The sequence below is a fragment of the Rhizobium sp. PK7-22 genome (assembly GCF_056530405.1).
This window is the reverse complement of sequence record NZ_CP096514.1, coordinates 1,439,442-1,458,100: the sequence shown is the minus strand read 5'-3', so window position 1 is coordinate 1,458,100 and position 18,659 is coordinate 1,439,442. Positions and strand designations below refer to the sequence as shown.

The following is an 18,659-nucleotide window of genomic DNA, read 5'->3' as shown; positions in this document are numbered from 1 at the left end:
TGACATGCGTGCCAACTTCCGGATGCAGCGCCTTTTCGTGGATGCGCCCCTTGCGGCCGGGGCCCTCGTCGAGGCGGCGGCCGACCAGTTCAACTATCTCGTCAACGTACTGCGGCTGACGGAAGGATCGCAGATCCTCGTCTTCAACGGGCAGGACGGGGAGTGGAGCGCCAGACTGATCTTCCCGTCACGCAAGAAGCTCTTGATCCAAGCCGTCGAGCAGACGCGGGAGCAGCCGCAGGCCCCTGACCTGCAGTATCTCTTTGCTCCCCTCAAAGTAGGCCGTCTCGACTACATGGTGCAGAAGGCGGTGGAGATGGGGGCCGGCCTGCTGCAGCCGGTGATGACCCAGCACGTCCAGGGCAAGATCACCAACCTCGACCGGCTGCAGGCCAATGTCGTGGAGGCGGCGGAGCAGTGCGGCATCCTGTCGATCCCGCAGGTGGCGGCGCCGAAGAAGCTGCGCGACATCCTGGAGGACTGGCCGGCGGACCGGCGCATCCTCTTCTGTGACGAGGGCGAAGAGAGCCAGAACCCGCTTGCGGCGCTTGCCGCCATCCAGGAGAAGCGGCTGGCCCTGCTGATCGGTCCGGAGGGTGGCTTCTCGGAAGAGGAACGCGGGCTGCTGCGCGGCCTCGATTTCGTCACACCGATCCCGCTCGGGCCGCGCATCCTGCGCGCGGACACGGCAGCGGTTGCGGCGCTGGCGGTAATCCAGGCAACGATCGGCGACTGGCGCTAAACGAAGCCCGATGTTTTCTGAAAGCATCTTGAAAGAAATTCACTTGCACCGCACTTCAATCCAGTTAAAGCAGCCGGACGCGACAGATCTGTCGGTCCTACAAGGTAGTTCCCATGGCCCGTGACACCACAGACGAGACACCCCTGAATTCGGTGTCCGAGCTCTCTGATTACCTTGCCAGCGGCGCCCGCCCTGAAGATGAATTCCGGATCGGAACCGAGCACGAGAAGTTCGCCTTCTTCTTTGCCGACAACAGCCCGGTTCCCTACGAGGGCGAAGCCAGCATTTCGGCTCTCCTGAACGGCATGCAGCAGAAGCTCGGCTGGGATCCGATCATGGATCGGGACAACATCATCGGGCTTGGCGAGCGTTCCGGCATGGGCGCGATCTCCATCGAGCCGGGCGGCCAGTTCGAGCTCTCCGGCGCACCGCTCGAGACGATCCATCAGACCTGTTCGGAATCCAACAGGCATCTCGACGTGCTGCGCGAGGTGGCCGAGCCCATGGGCATCCATTTCCTCGGCATTGGCGGCAGCCCCAAGTGGACGCTCGCCGAGACGCCGCGCATGCCGAAGTCCCGCTACGAGATCATGAGCCGCTACATGCCGAAAGTCGGCAGCCAAGGTCTCGACATGATGTATCGCACCTGCACGATCCAGGTGAACCTCGACTTCTCCTCCGAGATGGACATGGCGCGCAAGATGCGCGTTTCGATGAAGCTGCAGCCGCTGGCGACCGCGCTGTTCTCCTCCTCGCCCTTCACCGAAGGCAAGCCGAACGGGCTCCTCTCCTGGCGGGGCGACATCTGGCGCGATACCGACAACCAGCGGTCCGGGCTGCTACCCTTCGTCTTCGGTGCAGACTTCGGTTTCCGCGACTACGTGGAGTGGGCGCTGGACGTGCCGATGTATTTCGTCGTCCGCGACGGTCTCTATCACGACTGTACCCACGTCACCTTCCGACAGTTCATGAACGGGGCGTTGCAAGGCGAGATCGCCGACTGGGAGCCGACACTCGGGGACTGGACCAACCACCTTTCGACGCTCTTCCCTGACGTGCGACTGAAGAAGTTCCTCGAGATGCGCGGTGCCGACGGCGGCCCCTGGCGGCGCATCTGCGCCCTGCCCGCGTTCTGGGTCGGGCTGCTTTATGACGAGGGCGCGCTTGCCGCCGCCGAAGAATTGACGGCCGGCTGGACATACGAGGACGTGCTTGCCCTGCGCAATGACGTTCCAGCAAAGGCGCTCAAGGCCGAGATTGCTGGACGTTCGCTGCTCGATGTCGCCCGGGAGGTGGTCAATATCTCGCGTGCGGGTCTCACCGCCCGCAATCGCCTCAACGGCGAAGGCCAGGACGAGACAGTCTTCCTGGCCACTCTCGACGAAGTGCTTGCCAAGAAGGCGACCATGGCTGATGACCTGCTGATGCTCTACCACGGGCGCTGGCAGGGATCCGTCGAGCCGATTTTCGACCAGTACAAATACTGATTGGGAGCCGGCTCAAAAACCGGTTCCCGTTGCTCACTTTCCGGATATATTGGCCCATCACGCCAATCGGGAAGGATGTTCCATGCTGCCATTGTTCGACATGATGCTGAAGGCACAGAACGGCGCGGCCATGGATGCGATGGCCAAGCAGTTCAATCTCGCGCAGGAGCAGGCGGCCCAGGCGATGGCCGCCCTGATGCCGGCATTTTCCTCCGGCCTGAAGCGGACGGCAACCAACCCCTATGACTTCGGGGCGTTGATGAACACGATGATGTCCGGCAGCTATGCCAAGTACTTCGAGGATCTCGGCAAGACGTTCACGCCGCAGGGCGTGGCGGATGGTAACGCGGTGCTGGAGAAACTGTTCGGCTCGCCGGAAGTGTCACGCGCCATCGCCGCACAGGCTGCGCAGTTGACGGGCGTCGGCCAGGAGGTCATCAAGAAGATGATGCCGGCCATGGCCGACACACTGATGGGCGGCATGTTCAAGCAGGCCACCGGCCAGATGCAGCAGGGCAGCGACATCTTTGCCTCGACGCCGATGGGCCAGATGACCAAGCAGTGGCTGGACAGCCTCGGGCTTCAGCCGAAGCAGGCCGCCAGCCAGAATCCCATGGAAGTCTTCGACAACCCGTTCATGCAGAGCATGCGATCTGCCTGGGGAATGGACAAGGCCGCTTCGCCGCAGCAACCCTCGCCTGCCGCCATGTTCGCCGACAACCCGTTCATGCAGGCGTTCCAGGAGATGATGTCCGCGAGTTTCGGTCACGCCGCTTCGGCCAACTCGCCCTCGCAGGTCGAGGCCGGTGCCACGGCAAATCCCTATGCGGAGACCTTGAACAGCATGTTCGACAGCGGCCTGGAGGTCCAGAAGACCTACCAGAAGAACATGGAAGCGATCTTCGACACCTACCTCAAGGGCCCGATGGCGCACCCGGCAGCATCCGAGCCATCCAAGGCCTGATAAAAAAAGGCCCGGCCGGAAGATCCGGGCCGGGCAAGCAGCAGGGCTATTGGCTATCACCCTGCGGGGAAAATCGTGTCAGCTTCGCCGAAGGCGCTCGAACCGGGTGTTGCCGCGGCGCCTCACCGTCTCGGCCAGCAAGGTCGCCGGATCGTCGAAGACACCGGAGCGATGGGTCGCCTGCATCACGTCATGGCGAGTGAGGCCGATGTCCTCGAGCTGGTAGTCGTCCAGATCGTGCAGGCGATTGGCAGCCCATCGGTTGCGCAGCACACGCCAGACGGATTTCGCCACAAATGCCAGTGCGCCGACCGGTCGGCGAACGCCCGTCTGCTCCTGGATGAGGTCGAGTTCAACTGTCTGGATCGTGCGCATGATCTGGTCCTTTCCGATTGGCACGAGAAAGCCGTCCCCTCCGTGGATGTCTCACGGAAGGGTGGCGAAGGCTCTGCGGGCGCAGGGAGTGCCCGTTGTTTTGATTGCAATCATGTTATGCCGGAAAGCGTATTGATCAGTCCAACGAATGTTTCTAATGATTGACATCAGACAAACTGATGGGTGATCTTCATGTCCGCTCCGCTTGATATCGACCAGCTTCAGACTTTCCTCGCCATCATCGACACCGGCAGCTTCACGAAGGCCGCCGATCGGGTCTTCAAGACGCAGTCCGCCGTCTCAATGCAGATGCGAAGGCTGGAGGAACGTGTCGGCAAGCAGCTGTTTGCCAAGGATGGGCGTGGCAACCGCCTTACCACCGAGGGCGAGAAGCTTCTGAACTATGCACGGCGCATCATCCGGCTGAACAACGAGGCAATCGCCGCCTTCGACGACAACCGGCTGGAAGGGACGCTGCGGATCGGCACGCCGGACGATTATGCCGACCGCTATATGCCCGAGATCATCGGACGGTTCGCCAAGACCCATCCGAACGTCGAGCTCTATATCGTCTGCGAAAATTCGTCGAGCTTGGCGGAACGCATGGCCAAAGGTGAGCTCGACATCGCGCTCGTGACCCACAATCCGCGCGCCCGAATGTCGGACGTCGTGCGAACCGAGCCGCTTTGCTGGGTGGCTTCGGCCAATCATCCGCTGCGCGAAGACGCGCCGGTGCCGCTGGCGGTCGGTCGCCGCGACTGCCTGTGGCGACAACTTGCCTGCTCGGCGCTCGATGCGGACGGCCGGGAGTACCAGGTGCTGTTCACGAGCTGGTCGTCGACCGTGGTCGCCGCCGCCGTGCTGGCCGGCATGGCCGTCTCGGTGCTGCCGGAATCGGCCCTGCGGCCGGGCATGAGGGTGCTGACGTCGGCGGACGGCTTCCCGCCGCTGCCGCCGGTGCAGATCGGCCTGATGAAGCGTCCGGGCCTGTCGCCATCGCTGATGAACGCCATCACCGACCATATCGCCGCCTGCCTCGACAACATTTCGCCGGCGGTGGTGCCGGACGATCTGGACGCCGGGCCACAGGGCATCGGGCGGACGCCCAAGGTAAGGGCCGGACAGATGGCCACCAGCTGGTAGACCAAGAAAAAACCGGGGCTTGAAGCCCCGGTTTTCGTTTCTGCAGACCTGAGACTTATTCGGCCGCGGTCGGCTGCGCCGAGATGGTGTCGGCCTCGTAGCCGTGCGCCTGCTGAAGCGCGGCACGGACGCCAGCTTCATAGTCCGGATGCACGAGCTTGAAGTGCGCCAGCTGCCGCTCGACGATCTCGCCGGGGACGCCGCCCATGGCTGCCGCGATGTTGGAGAAGAGACGTGCCTTCTGACCTGCGTCGAACAGGTTGAAGAGCGCACGTGGCTGCCCGTAGTCATCATTGCCGTCGCGATGGTTGAAGCGGCCCATGTCGCCTTCGATGGCGAGTGGCGGCTCCTTGGCGGAGGCATCCTCGAACGGACCATTGACCGAGTTCGGCTCGTAGTAGGCGTTCGGATTGCCGGTACGGATACCGCCGTATGTGTTCATCTGGCCATCACGATGATAGTGGTGAACCGGGCACTTCGGCTGGTTGACCGGGATGTTCTCGTAGTGCGTGCCGAGGCGATAGCGGTGCGCATCGGCGTAGGAGAACACACGGGCCTGCAGCATCTTGTCAGGCGAGTAGCTGATGCCGGGCACGATGTTGGACGGCGAGAAGGCGGCCTGTTCGATTTCGGCGAAGTAGTTCTCGGCGTTGCGGTTGAGTTCCATAGTGCCGATGTCGATCGGCGGAAACTCGGAGTGCGGCCAGACCTTGGTCAGGTCGAACGGGTTGTAGGAGGTCGTCTCGGCCTCGGCTTCGTTCATGATCTGAACCTGCACCTTCCAGCGGGGGAATTCGCCACGCTCGATGCCGCCGAAGAGGGCTTCCTGGTAGCCTTCGCGGGTCTTGCCGATCAGCGCTTCACCTTCTTCGTTGGTGAAGTGCTTGTGGCCCTGCTCGGTCTTGAAGTGGAACTTCACCCAGTAGCGCTCGCCGGCGTCGTTCCAGAACGAGTAGGTGTGCGAGCCGTAGCCGTTCATGTGCATCGGGTCGACCGGCAGGCCGCGGTCCGACATCAGGATCGTTACCTGGTGCAGGCTTTCCGGCGAGAGGGACCAGAAGTCCCACATGGCGGTCGCCGAGCGCAGGTTGGTCTTGGGGTGACGCTTCTGGGTGTGGATGAAGTCGGGGAACTTGTAGGGATCACGGACGAAGAAGACCGGCGTGTTGTTGCCGACCAGATCCCAGTTGCCTTCCTGCGTGTAGAACTTCAGGGCGAAACCGCGCACGTCGCGCTCGTGGTCGGCGGCACCCATTTCGCCGGCAACGGTGGAGAAGCGGGCGAGCATCGGCGTCTCGGCGCCCGGCTGCAGACACTTCGCCTTGGTGAACCTGGAAATGTCACCGGTGATCTTCAGGGTTCCGAATGCGCCCCAGCCCTTGGCGTGGACGACGCGCTCCGGGATACGCTCGCGGTTCTGATGCGCCAGCTTCTCGATGAGCTGGTAATCCTGCAGCATGACGCCGCCGCGCGGGCCTGCGGTCATCGTGTTCTGGTTGTCCGGCACTGGTGCGCCGGCAGTCGTCGTCATCGTGGGACGATCGGACATGGCTGTCTCCCCTGTTTGAACTCTGGCCTGTTTGAATCTGGAACTGTTCTAGGCTTTCGATTTGACCTTCGCATCACAGTTCCATAGTTTCCAATATTATTTACTGCGATCATCGATCGGAAAAACTGATGGCACTGACGCTGCGGCAAATGCGGTATTTCGAGGCGCTGGCGCGGGAAAAACACTTCGGGCGAGCGGCGGAAACCGTCCACATCAGTCAGCCGGCGCTGTCTGTTCAGGTCCTCGACATGGAGCAGGGCCTGGGGGTTCGGCTGGTGGAGCGCAACCGCAACGGCATTCTCCTGACCCGCCAGGGCGAGGAGGTGCTGGCGCAGGTCCGGACGATCCTGGAGCAGGTCGAGCGGCTGGAGAGCGGCACGCGCAGCAATGGCCGGATGCTCGACGGTCCAGTCAGGATCGGCATTATCCCGACGGTCGCGCCCTACCTCGTGCCGAAGCTCGTGCCCTGCCTGCGCGAGCGCTATGCCTCGATCGAGATCGAATTGAAGGAAGCGGTCACCGACCGGCTGATCCTTGACCTGCAGGACGGGACGCTCGATGCCGTGATTGCGGCGCTACCAATCGAGGGAGACGGGACCGAAGCCTTCCCGCTGTTCGTCGACCGATTCTTCATGGCGATGGCCAACAATGCCGAGGCGATCCTGCTGTCTCCACTGATCGAGACGCAGGTGGACGTCGACCGACTGCTGCTGCTGGAGGAGGGTCACTGCCTGCGCGAGCAGGCGCTTTCCGTCTGCGGCACGGCCGGCAAACGCAGCCTCGTCACCTTCGGTGCGACCTCGATGACGACCCTCCTGCAGATGGTGTCCCACGACATGGGGATGACGCTGATACCGGAGATGGCGATCCCGACGGAAACGGCGCGCAACGACATCCGCATCGTGCCCTTCGCGGAGCCCGCGCCCTCGCGGGAGATCGGGCTGATCTGGAGGAAGTCGAGCGGACGGCGCGACGAGATGAAGGCTCTTGCGGAAGCCGTCGCCAGTTGCGCCCCGGCCCCGCGATAGAGCCGGGGCGCATGGCGCAAATCAGGAGAGGTGCGTCTTGAAGAACTCGACCGTCCGCGCCCAGGCGAGATCGGCCGCCGCCTTGTCGTAGCGGGCCGCCGAGGTGTCATTGTTGAAGGCGTGGTTGACGCCCTCGTAGAGGTGGATCTCGAAGGTCTTGCCGTGCTCCTCGAGGGCTGCACGGTAAGCGTCGATGCCGGCGTTGATGCGCTCATCGAGGCCGGCGTAATGGAGCATCAGCGGCGCCTCGATGGCGGGAACGTCCTCTGCAGCGGCCTGGGAACCATAGTAGGCGACGCCGGCGCCAAGCTCCGGAGACCTCGTCGCCATCCGGTTGACGAGGCCGCCGCCCCAGCAGAAGCCGACGGCGCCCACTTTGCCATTCGTGCCGTCGAGGCCGGCCAGATAGACGCGGGTCGCCTCCGCATCGGCTGCCGTCGCCTCGGCGTCCAGCGAGCCGAACATCTGCCGTGCCTGGTCCTCGTCGGCGGGCGTGCCGCCGGCAGGCGACAGGAAGTCGGGCGCCAGCGCGACGAAGCCTTCGAGCGCCATACGGCGGGCGACATCGCGGATGTGCATGTTCAGGCCACGGTTTTCGTGGATGACGATAATGGCGGGAAGATCGGCAGACGCATCGGCGGGACGGACGAGGTAACCCTTCATCTCGCCCGAGGATCCGGGATAGGTCACCTCTTCGGCCACCAGACGATCGTCGCTCTCGGCCACCGTCTGCGCCTGGGCGCCGCTTGCCGCCAACATGGGCGCGATGGCGGCGGCGGCGGCTCCGGATCCCGCCAGCATCGTCAAGCGCTCCATGAAGGCGCGGCGATCGAGGGTCAAATGCGTATATTCATCATAGGCATTGATCATTGCCTGGGTGATCTTCGGCTTTTCCATGACGCGCTCCTCTGGCGGGTTAGATCGGCAGATCTACGCAAACGCGGAGCGGCCGGATGACCAAGGCTAGATCATCCGGCCGCCAGTGGGTGACACTTCTGCGTGAGGCGATCAGGCCGCCAGATCGAGCACCATGCGGCCGTCGATCTTGCCGTCCTTCATGCGGTCGAAGATGGCGTTGATGTTCTCCAGCTTGTCCCAGGAGAAGTGCGCGGCGACCTTGCCTTCGCCTGCAAACTGAAGCGATTCCTCCAGGTCCTGGCGCGTGCCGACGATGGAGCCGCGCACCGTGATGCGCTTCAGCACCGTTTCGAAGACCGGCAGCGAGATGAAGCCCGGTGGCAGGCCGACCAACGCCATGGTGCCCTTGGAGCGGAGGAAGCCGTAAGCCTGCTCCATCGCCTGGGGCGAGACCGCCGTGACCAGCGCCCCATGCACGCCGCCGGTTGCCTTCTGCACCTGTTCTATGGCGTCGGCGGCCTTGCCGTTGACGATGATATCGGCGCCGAGATCCTTGGCAAGCTTCAGCTTGTCGTCGAAGATGTCGGCAGCCACGACGTTCATGCCCATGGCCTTGGCGTATTGCACCGCCATGTGGCCGAGACCACCGATGCCGGAGATGACCACCCATTCGCCGGGCTTCACCTCCGTTTCCTTCAAGCCCTTGTAGACGGTGACGCCGGCGCAGAGGATCGGCGCTGCTGCGCCGAATTCCAGATTGTCCGGCAGGCGTCCGACGAAGTCCGGATCGGCAAGCCCGTACTGGGCGAAGGTGCCGTTGACGGAATAGCCGGTGTTCTGTTGGCTGCCGCAGAGCGTTTCCCAGCCGGTGCGGCACGGCGTGCAGCAACCGCAGGCGGTGTGCAGCCAGGCCACGCCAACGCGGTCGCCTTCCTTGACATGGGTAACGCCGGCGCCGAGCTTGGCGACATAGCCCGTCCCCTCATGGCCGGGAATGAAGGGTGGCTTGGGCTTGACCGGCCAGTCGCCGTTGGCGGCATGCACATCCGTGTGGCAGACGCCGGTCGCCTCATACTTGACGAGGATCTGCCCCGGGCCGGGTTCGGGGATCGGCAGTTCCTCGATCACCAGAGGCTTGCCGAATTCCCGCACCACGGCGGCTTTCATCATTGCTGACATCGCTGGACCCTTTTCGAACGAAGACCGCGTCCTTGCGGTCGTGTGGCTCGCAGGGTCCTACTACGGAGCGACAGGTGCGGCGTTGATCCACCGCAAAGAACATCAGTCCAGCGCCAGCCAGACGGCAAGCCAGATCCAGAGCGCGATCAGGATGAAGAAACCGGTGATCCAGATGGGACGCCGGTGGCGGAGGCGGTTGCTGGTGATGTGGACGTAGGAGTGGACGTAGCGCGACAGCACGAAGGCCCAGGCGAGAAGCGCCGTCACCACATTGTCCGCCGTCGTCAGATAGAGCAACAGGCAGACCACGTGAAAGAGCAGCGGCAGCTCGAACTGGTTCTTGAGGTTGTTGTGGATGAGGAGGCTTTCGACCGGCTCGTCCCGGTTCTCCTTGAACTGCTCCGCCTTGGCAGTTCCGGAGCGGACGGCACCGATCCGCCGGCTGGAGAGAAGGTAGTAGAGACCGAACACCAGGGCCGCGTGGGCGATCATCGGCCAGATCATGATATTGCTGAAGGTCATGTGTTTTCTCGCATAAACTCAGTCCTGCAACTCAACGTCCCGCCTCAGGCAACCGGCAAAGGGTTGGCCGCCTGAAGACTAGAGGAAACGGTGGTATCGGCAATTGCAATCCTCGACTGCCGATGCCGTCAATATCAGGCGCCGCCGGGATAGTTGGGACTTTCGCGGGTGATGGTGACGCCGTGCGGGTGGCTTTCGCGAAGGGCGGCTCCGGAGATCCGCACGAAGGTCGCCTTCTCCTGGAACGACGGAATGTCGCCGCCGCCGACATAGCCCATGGCAGCCTTCAGGCCGCCGGCCAGCTGGTGAAGCACGGCCGAGACCGGTCCCTTATACGGAACCTGGCCTTCGATGCCTTCCGGAACGAGCTTCAGCGTGTCGCGCACTTCCGCCTGGAAGTAGCGATCCGCAGAGCCGCGCGCCATGGCACCGACCGAGCCCATGCCACGGTAGGCCTTGAAGGAGCGACCCTGGTAGAGATAGACCTCACCCGGGCTTTCATCGGTGCCGGCCAGCAGCGATCCAACCATGACCGCGGACGCGCCGGCAGCGATTGCCTTGGCCAGATCCCCGGAGAACTTGATGCCGCCATCGGCAATGACCGGGATGTTCTGGTCGCGCGCCGCGTTGACGGCCGCCATGATGGCCGCAAGCTGCGGAACGCCGACGCCGGCAACGATGCGGGTCGTGCAGATCGATCCGGGGCCGATCCCCACCTTGACCGCATCCGCGCCCGCATCGATCAGCGCCCTTGTGCCATCGTAGGTGGCGACGTTGCCGGCCATGATGCGAACGGAGTTGGAGAGTTTCTTGACCCGCGCCACGGCATCCAGCACGCGCTGCGAGTGGCCATGGGCGGTATCGACCACCAGCAGGTCAACGCCCGCCTCGATCAACCGCTCGGCGCGCTCGAAGCCGTCATCGCCAACGCTGATGGCGGCAGCGGCCCGCAGGCGGCCCTGGGCATCCTTGGAGGCATTCGGGTTGAGCTGCGTCTTCTCGATGTCCTTGACGGTGATCAGGCCGACGCAGTGGCCCTGGCCGTCGACCACGAGCAGCTTCTCGATGCGATGCATGTGCAGAAGACGCTTGGCCTCGGTCTGGTCGACGCTGTCGTTGACCGTGATGAGGTTCTCGTGGGTCATCAGTTCGTGGATCTTCTGCGACGGGTCGGAGGCAAACCGGACGTCGCGGTTCGTCAGGATGCCGACGAGGCGACCGGTCTTGTGACCGCCGTTGCCGCCGTTGTCGACGACTGGAATGCCGGAAATGCGGTGCGCCTTCATCAGCGCCAGGGCCTCTGCCAGCGTCGCGTCCGGGCCGATGGTCACCGGATTGACCACCATGCCGCTTTCGAACTTCTTGACCTGGCGGACTTCTTCGGCCTGCTCGATGGGCGTCAGGTTGCGATGGATGACGCCGATGCCACCGGCCTGGGCCATGGCGATGGCGAGACGTCCCTCGGTGACGGTATCCATGGCGGAGGACAGGATCGGCAGGTTGAGGTCGATATCGCGGGCAATGGTGGTGGCAATGTTCGTCTGGCCCGGCATCACCTCGGAGTGTCCCGGCTGCAGGAGCACGTCGTCGAAGGTCAGCGCATCTGCGCCGGTTGCGGATTCTACAATGCGAGCCATGGCCAATTTCCTCGGTTAAAGGAAGTCCGTCCCGGCGGGAGGCACCGGAAGCGATCTTCGGGAAAGGGAAGTTGGCGAGGGCTGGTAACACGGTTATGACAGGAAGGGAATAGAAAAAGCCGAGGCTTGCACGGCGCTCGGGCGGCGGCTCAGGCTGCGGCCGCTTCCGCCTCTCGCACCAGGGCGCGGATGCGATCGGCATCTTCGCTGCTGATCGGCGTATAGACGACCATGCCGAGATCCGGACGGCCATCGACCGAGAAACCGGAATATTCGAGCTCGATGGAGCCGAGCACCCGGTGGTTGAGGCGCTTGGTCCCCTCGCCGTGGACGCCGACGTCATTGTCGTTCCACAGGGCTTCGAATTCCGGGCTTTGCCGGCAAAGGTCATCGACGAGGTCGGCGATCTCGGAGGTCGCGCCCGCACGGGCGGCATCTGCCCGGAAGGCGCCGACGACGAAGCGTGCGATGCCGTGCCAGTCGGCCTGCGCAGCACGCACCTGCGGATTGGCAAACAGCAGCCGCAGGATGTTGCGCTCCGCCGGAGCGAGCCTGGAGTAGTCGGTCAGCACCACGGCCGCCGCCCGGTTCCAGGCGACGACGTCCCAGGTTGCCGTACGCACGATGGCCGGGCTCGTTTCCAGCGTATCGAGCAGGCGCTGGAGGCGTGGCGAGATACCTCCGACCGGGCGATAGCGCGCTTCCGGCAGTCGACCGAGCCCCAGCATGAACAGGTGCTCGCGCTCCGGTTCTGTCAGCATCAGACCGGCAGCGATGCGATCGAGAACATCCGCGGACGGTGCACCGCCGCGCCCCTGCTCCAGCCAGGTGTACCAGGTCGGGCTGATGTTGGCGCGCTGTGCGACCTCTTCGCGACGCAGACCGGGCGTACGCCTGCGGCTGGCTGAAAAGCCGAAGCTTGCCGGATCCAGCCTGGCGCGGCGGTCTTTCAGATACGTCCCGAGCGGGTTCGACTGGATGGCGGACATCGGTATCCCATTAGCTGCTATACTAGGATAAAGCCACTACTTTAACAGGATGAATTTCTGCCGCATGAAAGAGAGACAAGCAAGAGGAGAGTTTTCATGCGTGTATTTCTGACGGGCGCCACAGGGTTCATTGGCTCCCAACTGCTGGTCGAGCTTTTGCACGGCGGTCACCAGGTCCTCGGCCTGACGCGTTCGCAGGCGGGTGCCGCCGCCATCACGCAGGCCGGCGGCGAGGCCTTCTTCGGCGACATCGCGGATCCCGACAGCCTGACCGAGGGCGTGCAGCAGTGCGATGCGGTCATTCACACCGCGTTCGATCACGACTTTTCAAACTATGTCGCCAATTGCGCCAAGGACGGCCGCGTGATCGAGACGCTTGGGTCGGTCCTGCAGGGGTCAGACCGGCCGCTGATCATCACCTCCGCCACCGCGATGGGCGCGAAGATGGCGGGGGAGCCGGCCGTCGAGGATCATTTCGATGCCGGCCATCAAAACCCGCGGGTCGCCTCGGAACTGGCCGGCGCAGCGCTTCTTGAACGCGGCGTCAATGTGTCGGTGGTCCGCCTGTCGCAGATCCACGACCGGCGCAAGCAGGGACTGGTGACGGAAATGATCCGGCTTGCGCGGGCGCGGGCCGTGTCCGCCTATGTCGCCGATGGATCGAACCGCTGGTCGGCGGCGCCACTGGCAGACACCGCCCGCCTCTACCGGCTGGCATTGGAACGACAGGTGCCGGGCGCCCGCTATCATGCCGTCGCCGAGGACGGTGTTGCCTTCCGCGACATCGCGGCTGCGATCGGGACCGGCCTCGGCGTCCCGCTTGCTTCGCTGCCGAAGGCCGCAGCGGCCGAGCACTTCGGCTGGCTGGCGACATTCGCCGACAAGGACATGTCGGCGTCGAGCCGCATGACGCGTCAGGTGCTGGACTGGCAGCCCACTGGTTCGGGGCTGCTCACTGACATGAAAGGGATGGACTACGCAGCGGCGGCTTGACGCGTCATCGGTCCATCTCGAGAAAAGCCCCTCGGCGATCCAACGCCGAGGGGTAGCTCAGGCCCAAACCGGTCAGATCTCGAACTGGTAGGACTTCGGCACGAAGCGGTAGCCGGTGTCGAGCTTTTCCGCATAGCCGACCGAGGGGAAGGGCATGTGGTAGCCGAGGAAGGCGACCCGATCCGTTGCGATCATGTCGAAGACCCTCTTGCGGGTGGCAGCCGCGGCCGCCTTGTCCATATCGAAACGCACTTCCCAGTCGGGGCGCTGCAGCGACAGGACGTAGTGGTTGGCCGTATCGGCGGCGAGGATCAGGCGACGTCCGTCGGATTCGACGTTGAAGATCATGTGTCCGGGGCTATGACCGAAGGCGGCCATGCCGGTGATGCCCGACACCACCTCGGCGCCATCGCCGATGAAGGTCATCTTGTCGGCGAGCGGCTTGACCTTCTCGAGAACCGACTTGTGCCCGTTCTCGGCCGGTGTCCCTTCCCGTGCGGTGTCCGTCCAGAAATCATATTCGACCTGGCCGGTCACGTAGCGGGCGTTCGGGAAGGCCGGGCCGCCGTCCTCCATGAGGCCGCCGATGTGGTCACCATGCAGGTGGGTGAGGACGACCACGGTGACGTCTTCCGGCGTATAGCCGCCGGCGGTCAACCCCTCGATCAGGCGTCCCATTCCCTGGGCGCGTCCGCCCGGTCCCATGCCGGTATCGAACAGGACCACGTCGCTTCCGGTGTTGACGACCGTCGGCGCAAAACTGTTGACGAACTGGTCCGTCGGCAGGAAGTTTGCCTCGAGAAGCTCGCCAACCGTCTCCGCGGACTGGTCGGTGCCGAAGGTTTCGTTCGGCGCACCCGAAGGGCGCGACCCATCCTTCACCACGAGAACTCCAAAGCTTCCCACGTCAAAACGGTCGGTTTCCGGCGGCATCGCTCGATTGATCTCCAGACGTTCGGTTCCCTGTGCACGCGCTTCGCCCTTCAAGAGCGCCGGCGCGGCCATCATGCCCATGCCGGCGGTTCCCAAAAGCGCACGTCGTCCCATCGATGGCATCGTCATGACTCTCTCCCCGAAGATGATAAGGTTCTGCCGATCCCGACAGTGCGTGCTTAGATAAAGGCCATGACGCGCGTGGGAACTGCCTGTCACGCAGACGTGATTCCCGTTTCAGCGGCAAGGGCAAAGGCGTTGGCGAATCGGGTGGATGGGACTACACAGGGCCTCCCTTCCGCCAGTCGTGCCTGATTGATGAACCGCATCGTTCCCCTCATCCTCGCCGTCGCCCTGTTCATGGAGCAGATGGATTCCACCGTGATCGCGACGGCGCTGCCGGCCATTGCCGCCGACCTCGAAGTCGGGCCGATCACGCTGAAGCTGGCGCTGACCTCCTACATGGTGGCCTTGGCGATCTTCATCCCGATCAGCGGCTGGATGGCGGACCGGTTCGGCGCCAAGAAAATCTTCCGGCTGGCGATCCTGGTCTTCATCATCGGATCGATCTCCTGCGCCATCTCCGGAACGCTGGTGCAATTCGTCCTGTCGCGGTTCCTGCAGGGCATGGGCGGCGCGATGATGACACCCGTCGGCCGGCTCCTGCTGTTGCGGACGACGAAACGCAGCGACCTCGTCTCGGCCATGGCGCTGCTGACCATCCCGGCCCTCATCGGGCCGCTCACCGGCCCGCCCATTGGCGGCTTCATCACCACCTATTTCACCTGGCACTGGATCTTCATCATCAACGTGCCGATCGGCTTTCTCGGCATCTGGCTGTCCGGAATCTATCTGCCCAAGGTCGATACCGTGCAGCCGCCGCCGATCGACTGGCTGGGCTTCTTCCTGATCGCCATGGCCGCCGCCGGAACGGTGTTCGGTCTCTCGGTGGTGAGCCTGCCTGCCCTGCCGCCGGCCTTCGGCATCAGCGCGACGGCCATCGGCATCCTCTGCGGCTTCCTCTACATCGGGCACCAGAGACGCCACCCCTCGCCCATCCTCGGCCTGTCGCTCTTCCGCAACGAGGCCTTTCGCGCAGCAACGCTCAGCGGGACGATCTTCCGCATCTCCACCGGCGCCATCCCCTTCCTGATGCCGCTGATGCTGCAGCTCGCCTTCGGTCTCAATCCGTTCCAGTCGGGCATGATCACCTTTGCCGGGGCACTCGGTGCGCTGATGGTGAAATTTGTCGCCCGCCGCGTGTTTGCCGCCACCGGCTTCAAGGTGACGCTGATCGCCGCCGGTCTGCTGGGTGCGGCGACCACCGTGGTCAACGGCTTCTTTACGCCGGAGACCTCACATGCGCTGATCATCGCCTTCCTGCTGATGTCGGGGCTTTGCCGGTCGTTCTTCTTCACCGGCAGCAATGCGCTGAGCTATTCGGAGATCGAGGACGCGCAGGCGAGCCAGGCGACGTCGATCTCCTCCGTGCTTCAGCAGGTCAGCCTGGCACTGGGCGTTGCCTTCGCCGCCTTCATCCTCGAAGCCTCGTCGGTGCTGTCCGGCTCGCACCTGCAGCTGGCGGACTTCCACCTGGCCTTCTTCATTGTCGGGGGCGTGTCGCTGTTTGCGGTCGTGCCGTTGCTCGGCCTTCGTCGGGACGCCGGATCGGCGGTCTCGGGCCATGGACGCGCCGCGGTGGAAACCGACGCGGCGCAGTAGCCATCGGATCAGTCGCGGATGCCCTCTTCGGCATCCGCTTCAGCAAATTCACGGGGATCAATGTCCTCGGCATCGACATCAGCTTCTGGCCCGGCACCGGCCCTGCGGCCCTTGAAGTGCTTGGCGAGCAGGAACATCTCGACCGACTCCGACCGCGAGGCGCCCGGCTTGATGTGGATCACCTGCCGGAAGTTCGCCTTCAGCATGTTGAGGAGATCTCGCTCGGTGCCGCCCTGGAAGGTCTTGGCAAGAAAATGGCCACCCTCCTTCAGCACTTCCACGGCGAAATAGGCCGCGACCTCGCAGAGATGCATGGTGCGAAGGTGGTCGGTCTTCTGGTGGCCGGTGGTGGGGGCCGCCATGTCGGAGAGGACGAGATCGGGCTCGCCGCCGATGCCTTCCAGAAGCAGGCGCGGCGCTTCGTCATCGAGGAAGTCGAGCTGCAGGATCTTCACGCCGGCGAGCGGCGCCATCTCCAGGAAGTCGATGGCGGCGACCCGCACGTCATCGTCCGTCGACCCCGTCACCTTGGCGGCGATCTGCGACCAGCTGCCGGGTGCTGCCCCCAGATCGATGATGCGCCGGGCCCCTTTCAGGATCTGGTGCTTCTCGTCAATCTCGAGAAGCTTGAAGGCGGCGCGGGCGCGGTAGCCCTCGAGCTTTGCCCGCTGGACATAGGGGTCGTTGATATGGCGCTCGATCCAGCGCCGCGACGACGCCTTCAGCTTGCCCTTCTTGACCTTCTGGCCGAGCTTGCGGCCCGTGCGATTGCTGCCGACCGGAGGTTTGGTCATCGGCGTGCTCCTTCGTCGCGCTCTTGTTCGGTGCGGCGGGGGCGCGATCGCCTCCAGGCGCCGTCATCCGCCATCATGTCCGTCAGGATGCCCTCGCGCAGTCCGCGATCGGCGACCCGCATCCGCTGGCTGGGCCAGCGCCGCCGGATCGCCTCCAGGATGGCGCAGCCGGCCAGCACCAGGTCGGCGCGGTCCGGACCGATACAAGGGTTGGCGGCGCGGTCGGCAAAGCCCCAGGACAGGAGCTTTGCCTGCATGGCCGTGACCTCGGCGTCCGACAGCCAAAGACCATCCACCTTGCGGCGATCATACCGCGGCAGGTCGAGATGGACACCCGCCAGCGTGGTGACCGTGCCGGAGGTGCCGATCAGGTGGAAATCGTCGAGCCCTCCCTGCGGCGCCAGCACCGGCGGGCAGTGGAAGCCTGACAGCATTCCCTCCACCTCGATGACCATGGCCTCGAAGACCTGCGGCGTCACATCGCGACCGCCATGGCGTTCCGACAGGGTGACGACGCCGACCGGCAGCGATGTCCAGTGAGTGATGTGGTTGGCAAGACGGTTGGAACGGTTGCTGTCGATGCGGATGACGGCAATCTCCGAAGAGCCGCCGCCGATATCGAAGAGCACCACGGATCGTGCCTCGCGCCCGACCAGCGAGGAGCAGCCGGAAACCGCAAGGCGCGCCTCCGTCTCGCGGTCGATGATTTCGAGATCAAGGCCGGTTTCGCGCACGACGCGGGAGAGGAATTCCTCGCCGTTGTCGGCTGCGCGGCAGGCCTCGGTGGCGATCAGGCGCATCTTGCGGATCGGCCGGGTGGAGAGCTTAGCGGCGCAGACCTTGAGCGCATCGACGGCGCGGTCCATCGCCTCGTTCGACAGCCGGCCGCTGGCCGCCAGCCCCTCGCCGAGGCGCACGATGCGCGAGAACGCATCGACGACCCGGAACTGGCCGGGACGCGTCGGCTGCGCGATCAGCAGGCGGCAGTTGTTGGTGCCGAGATCGAGTGCGGCATAGAAATCATCGCGGAAGATGCGCGGTGCTTCGGGGGCGATGCGGCCGACACCGTTTGCCATGGCGACGGATGCGGCCTGGCCTGCCGATGCCGGGCGAGGCGCATAGGCGGGTTCGGCGCGTACCTGCGCCAGCGGTCGACCCTGAAGCCCACGACCGCCGCGGTTCTTCTTGCGGCGCTTCTTGGGCTTGCCGGGTCCGGCCGCGTCTCCCGCGGCTGCCGGCGCAGTCGTCGGCACGGCCGTCGCGGTCACGCCGTGGGCGTCCGCCTTGGCGGACGAGGCGGATCGCGCACGGCGGCGCTTGCGCTTTCGCGTCGGATTGAGGGCGTCGTCTGTTGCGGGCCGTTCGGCCGGGCCAGCATCCTCTGCTGTCCCGCCATGCACGGAAGGCGCCGCGTTGAGGTTCTTGCCCCTGCGCTTCGCCTTGCGGCGGCGGGAAGACCTCCCCTCGCCGCGACCTGCAACAGATGCCCCGCCTTCTGGCGGCTTTCCGCCGCTATCGGGGTCCATCAGTTTATGTCCATCTCGCCGCGCAAAGCCCTGGAGCATGCAGCTGGCGTCTATCGTTACGTTGACAACAGAATAACAGCGGCGGCGGCTTTCGCCAACGGCTTTTTCGCTGGCCGCCCATGCAAGGCGGGCGCGACCCACCGGGCAAGGCGGGCGCGAACCACCAGGCGGCCACCGATTTTTTTTCAAAAAACCTATTTGCATCGGCCGGCGCTTTG

General features: G+C 64.3%; 17 protein-coding genes. 7 read left to right on the top strand and 10 right to left on the bottom strand.

Annotated features, from left to right (window positions below; translation table 11 throughout):
- The first annotated feature begins 4 nt into the window (after positions 1–4).
- The 3 genes from M1E10_RS11720 (at position 5) to M1E10_RS11710 (ending at position 3,193) form a co-directional block, all read left to right on the top strand.
- Positions 5–742: an RsmE family RNA methyltransferase gene (locus tag M1E10_RS11720; protein ID WP_499176542.1), complete on the top strand. Its 738-nt coding sequence runs from the start codon at positions 5–7 to the stop codon at positions 740–742.
- Positions 743–855: 113 nt separating this feature from the next.
- A complete protein-coding gene (locus tag M1E10_RS11715) occupies positions 856–2,229 on the top strand; it encodes a glutamate--cysteine ligase (RefSeq protein WP_499176540.1) in 1,374 nt (457 codons plus the stop codon).
- 82 nt (positions 2,230–2,311) lie between these two features.
- Positions 2,312–3,193, top strand: a complete 882-nt coding sequence (locus M1E10_RS11710; protein ID WP_499176538.1) for a DUF937 domain-containing protein — start codon at positions 2,312–2,314, stop codon at positions 3,191–3,193.
- A gap of 78 nt (positions 3,194–3,271) precedes the next feature.
- Here M1E10_RS11710 and M1E10_RS11705 read toward each other — a convergent pair whose 3' ends face one another.
- Complete coding sequence (locus M1E10_RS11705) at positions 3,272–3,568, bottom strand: DUF1127 domain-containing protein (protein WP_499176536.1); 297 nt, start codon at positions 3,566–3,568, stop codon at positions 3,272–3,274.
- 192 nt (positions 3,569–3,760) lie between these two features.
- On the opposite strand from M1E10_RS11705, the gene M1E10_RS11700 reads away from it, so the two are divergent.
- Positions 3,761–4,711, top strand: coding sequence for a LysR family transcription regulator (locus M1E10_RS11700; RefSeq protein ID WP_499176534.1), 951 nt, complete (start codon positions 3,761–3,763; stop codon positions 4,709–4,711).
- A gap of 55 nt (positions 4,712–4,766) precedes the next feature.
- On the opposite strand, the gene katA is transcribed toward M1E10_RS11700, so the two are convergent.
- Entirely contained in the window at positions 4,767–6,260 is a 1,494-nt protein-coding gene (katA, locus tag M1E10_RS11695) for a catalase (RefSeq protein WP_499176532.1), read from the bottom strand.
- Positions 6,261–6,388: 128 nt separating this feature from the next.
- Here katA and M1E10_RS11690 point away from each other — a divergent pair, with 128 nt between their 5' ends.
- Complete coding sequence (locus M1E10_RS11690; RefSeq protein WP_499176530.1) at positions 6,389–7,288, top strand: hydrogen peroxide-inducible genes activator; 900 nt, start codon at positions 6,389–6,391, stop codon at positions 7,286–7,288.
- Positions 7,289–7,309: 21 nt separating this feature from the next.
- Here the strand turns inward: M1E10_RS11690 and M1E10_RS11685 are convergent, their stop codons facing one another.
- From M1E10_RS11685 to M1E10_RS11665, 5 genes are all read right to left on the bottom strand, one after another.
- Positions 7,310–8,185, bottom strand: a complete 876-nt coding sequence (locus M1E10_RS11685; protein ID WP_499176529.1) for a dienelactone hydrolase family protein — start codon at positions 8,183–8,185, stop codon at positions 7,310–7,312.
- 111 nt (positions 8,186–8,296) lie between these two features.
- On the bottom strand, positions 8,297–9,325 hold the full coding sequence (gene adhP / locus M1E10_RS11680) for a zinc-dependent alcohol dehydrogenase (RefSeq protein ID WP_499176527.1): 1,029 nt from the start codon (positions 9,323–9,325) through the stop codon (positions 8,297–8,299).
- 102 nt (positions 9,326–9,427) lie between these two features.
- The gene (locus M1E10_RS11675) at positions 9,428–9,847 is read right to left on the bottom strand and encodes an MAPEG family protein (RefSeq protein ID WP_499176526.1); all 420 of its coding nucleotides are present in this window, start codon (positions 9,845–9,847) and stop codon (positions 9,428–9,430) included.
- A 134-nt stretch (positions 9,848–9,981) separates the two neighbouring features.
- The gene (guaB, locus tag M1E10_RS11670) at positions 9,982–11,484 is read right to left on the bottom strand and encodes an IMP dehydrogenase (RefSeq protein WP_499176524.1); all 1,503 of its coding nucleotides are present in this window, start codon (positions 11,482–11,484) and stop codon (positions 9,982–9,984) included.
- Between the two features lie 149 nt (positions 11,485–11,633).
- A complete protein-coding gene (locus tag M1E10_RS11665; protein ID WP_499176522.1) occupies positions 11,634–12,473 on the bottom strand; it encodes a helix-turn-helix transcriptional regulator in 840 nt (279 codons plus the stop codon).
- 96 nt (positions 12,474–12,569) lie between these two features.
- Between M1E10_RS11665 and M1E10_RS11660 the strand changes: the two genes are divergently transcribed.
- The gene (locus M1E10_RS11660; protein WP_499176520.1) at positions 12,570–13,466 is read left to right on the top strand and encodes an SDR family oxidoreductase; all 897 of its coding nucleotides are present in this window, start codon (positions 12,570–12,572) and stop codon (positions 13,464–13,466) included.
- Between the two features lie 72 nt (positions 13,467–13,538).
- On the opposite strand, the gene M1E10_RS11655 is transcribed toward M1E10_RS11660, so the two are convergent.
- A complete protein-coding gene (locus M1E10_RS11655) occupies positions 13,539–14,471 on the bottom strand; it encodes an MBL fold metallo-hydrolase (protein ID WP_499177157.1) in 933 nt (310 codons plus the stop codon).
- A 246-nt stretch (positions 14,472–14,717) separates the two neighbouring features.
- On the opposite strand from M1E10_RS11655, the gene M1E10_RS11650 reads away from it, so the two are divergent.
- Positions 14,718–16,121: an MFS transporter gene (locus M1E10_RS11650; protein ID WP_499176518.1), complete on the top strand. Its 1,404-nt coding sequence runs from the start codon at positions 14,718–14,720 to the stop codon at positions 16,119–16,121.
- A gap of 8 nt (positions 16,122–16,129) precedes the next feature.
- Here M1E10_RS11650 and M1E10_RS11645 read toward each other — a convergent pair whose 3' ends face one another.
- Together M1E10_RS11645 and M1E10_RS11640 are read right to left on the bottom strand one after the other, a co-directional pair.
- Positions 16,130–16,915 (bottom strand): RlmE family RNA methyltransferase, encoded by a 786-nt coding sequence (locus tag M1E10_RS11645; RefSeq protein WP_499176516.1) that lies wholly within the window; start codon positions 16,913–16,915, stop codon positions 16,130–16,132.
- Positions 16,912–18,441, bottom strand: coding sequence for a Ppx/GppA phosphatase family protein (locus tag M1E10_RS11640; protein ID WP_499176515.1), 1,530 nt, complete (start codon positions 18,439–18,441; stop codon positions 16,912–16,914). The genes M1E10_RS11645 and M1E10_RS11640 overlap by 4 nt, the downstream gene beginning before the upstream one ends.
- Between the last annotated feature and the right edge of the window lie 218 nt (positions 18,442–18,659).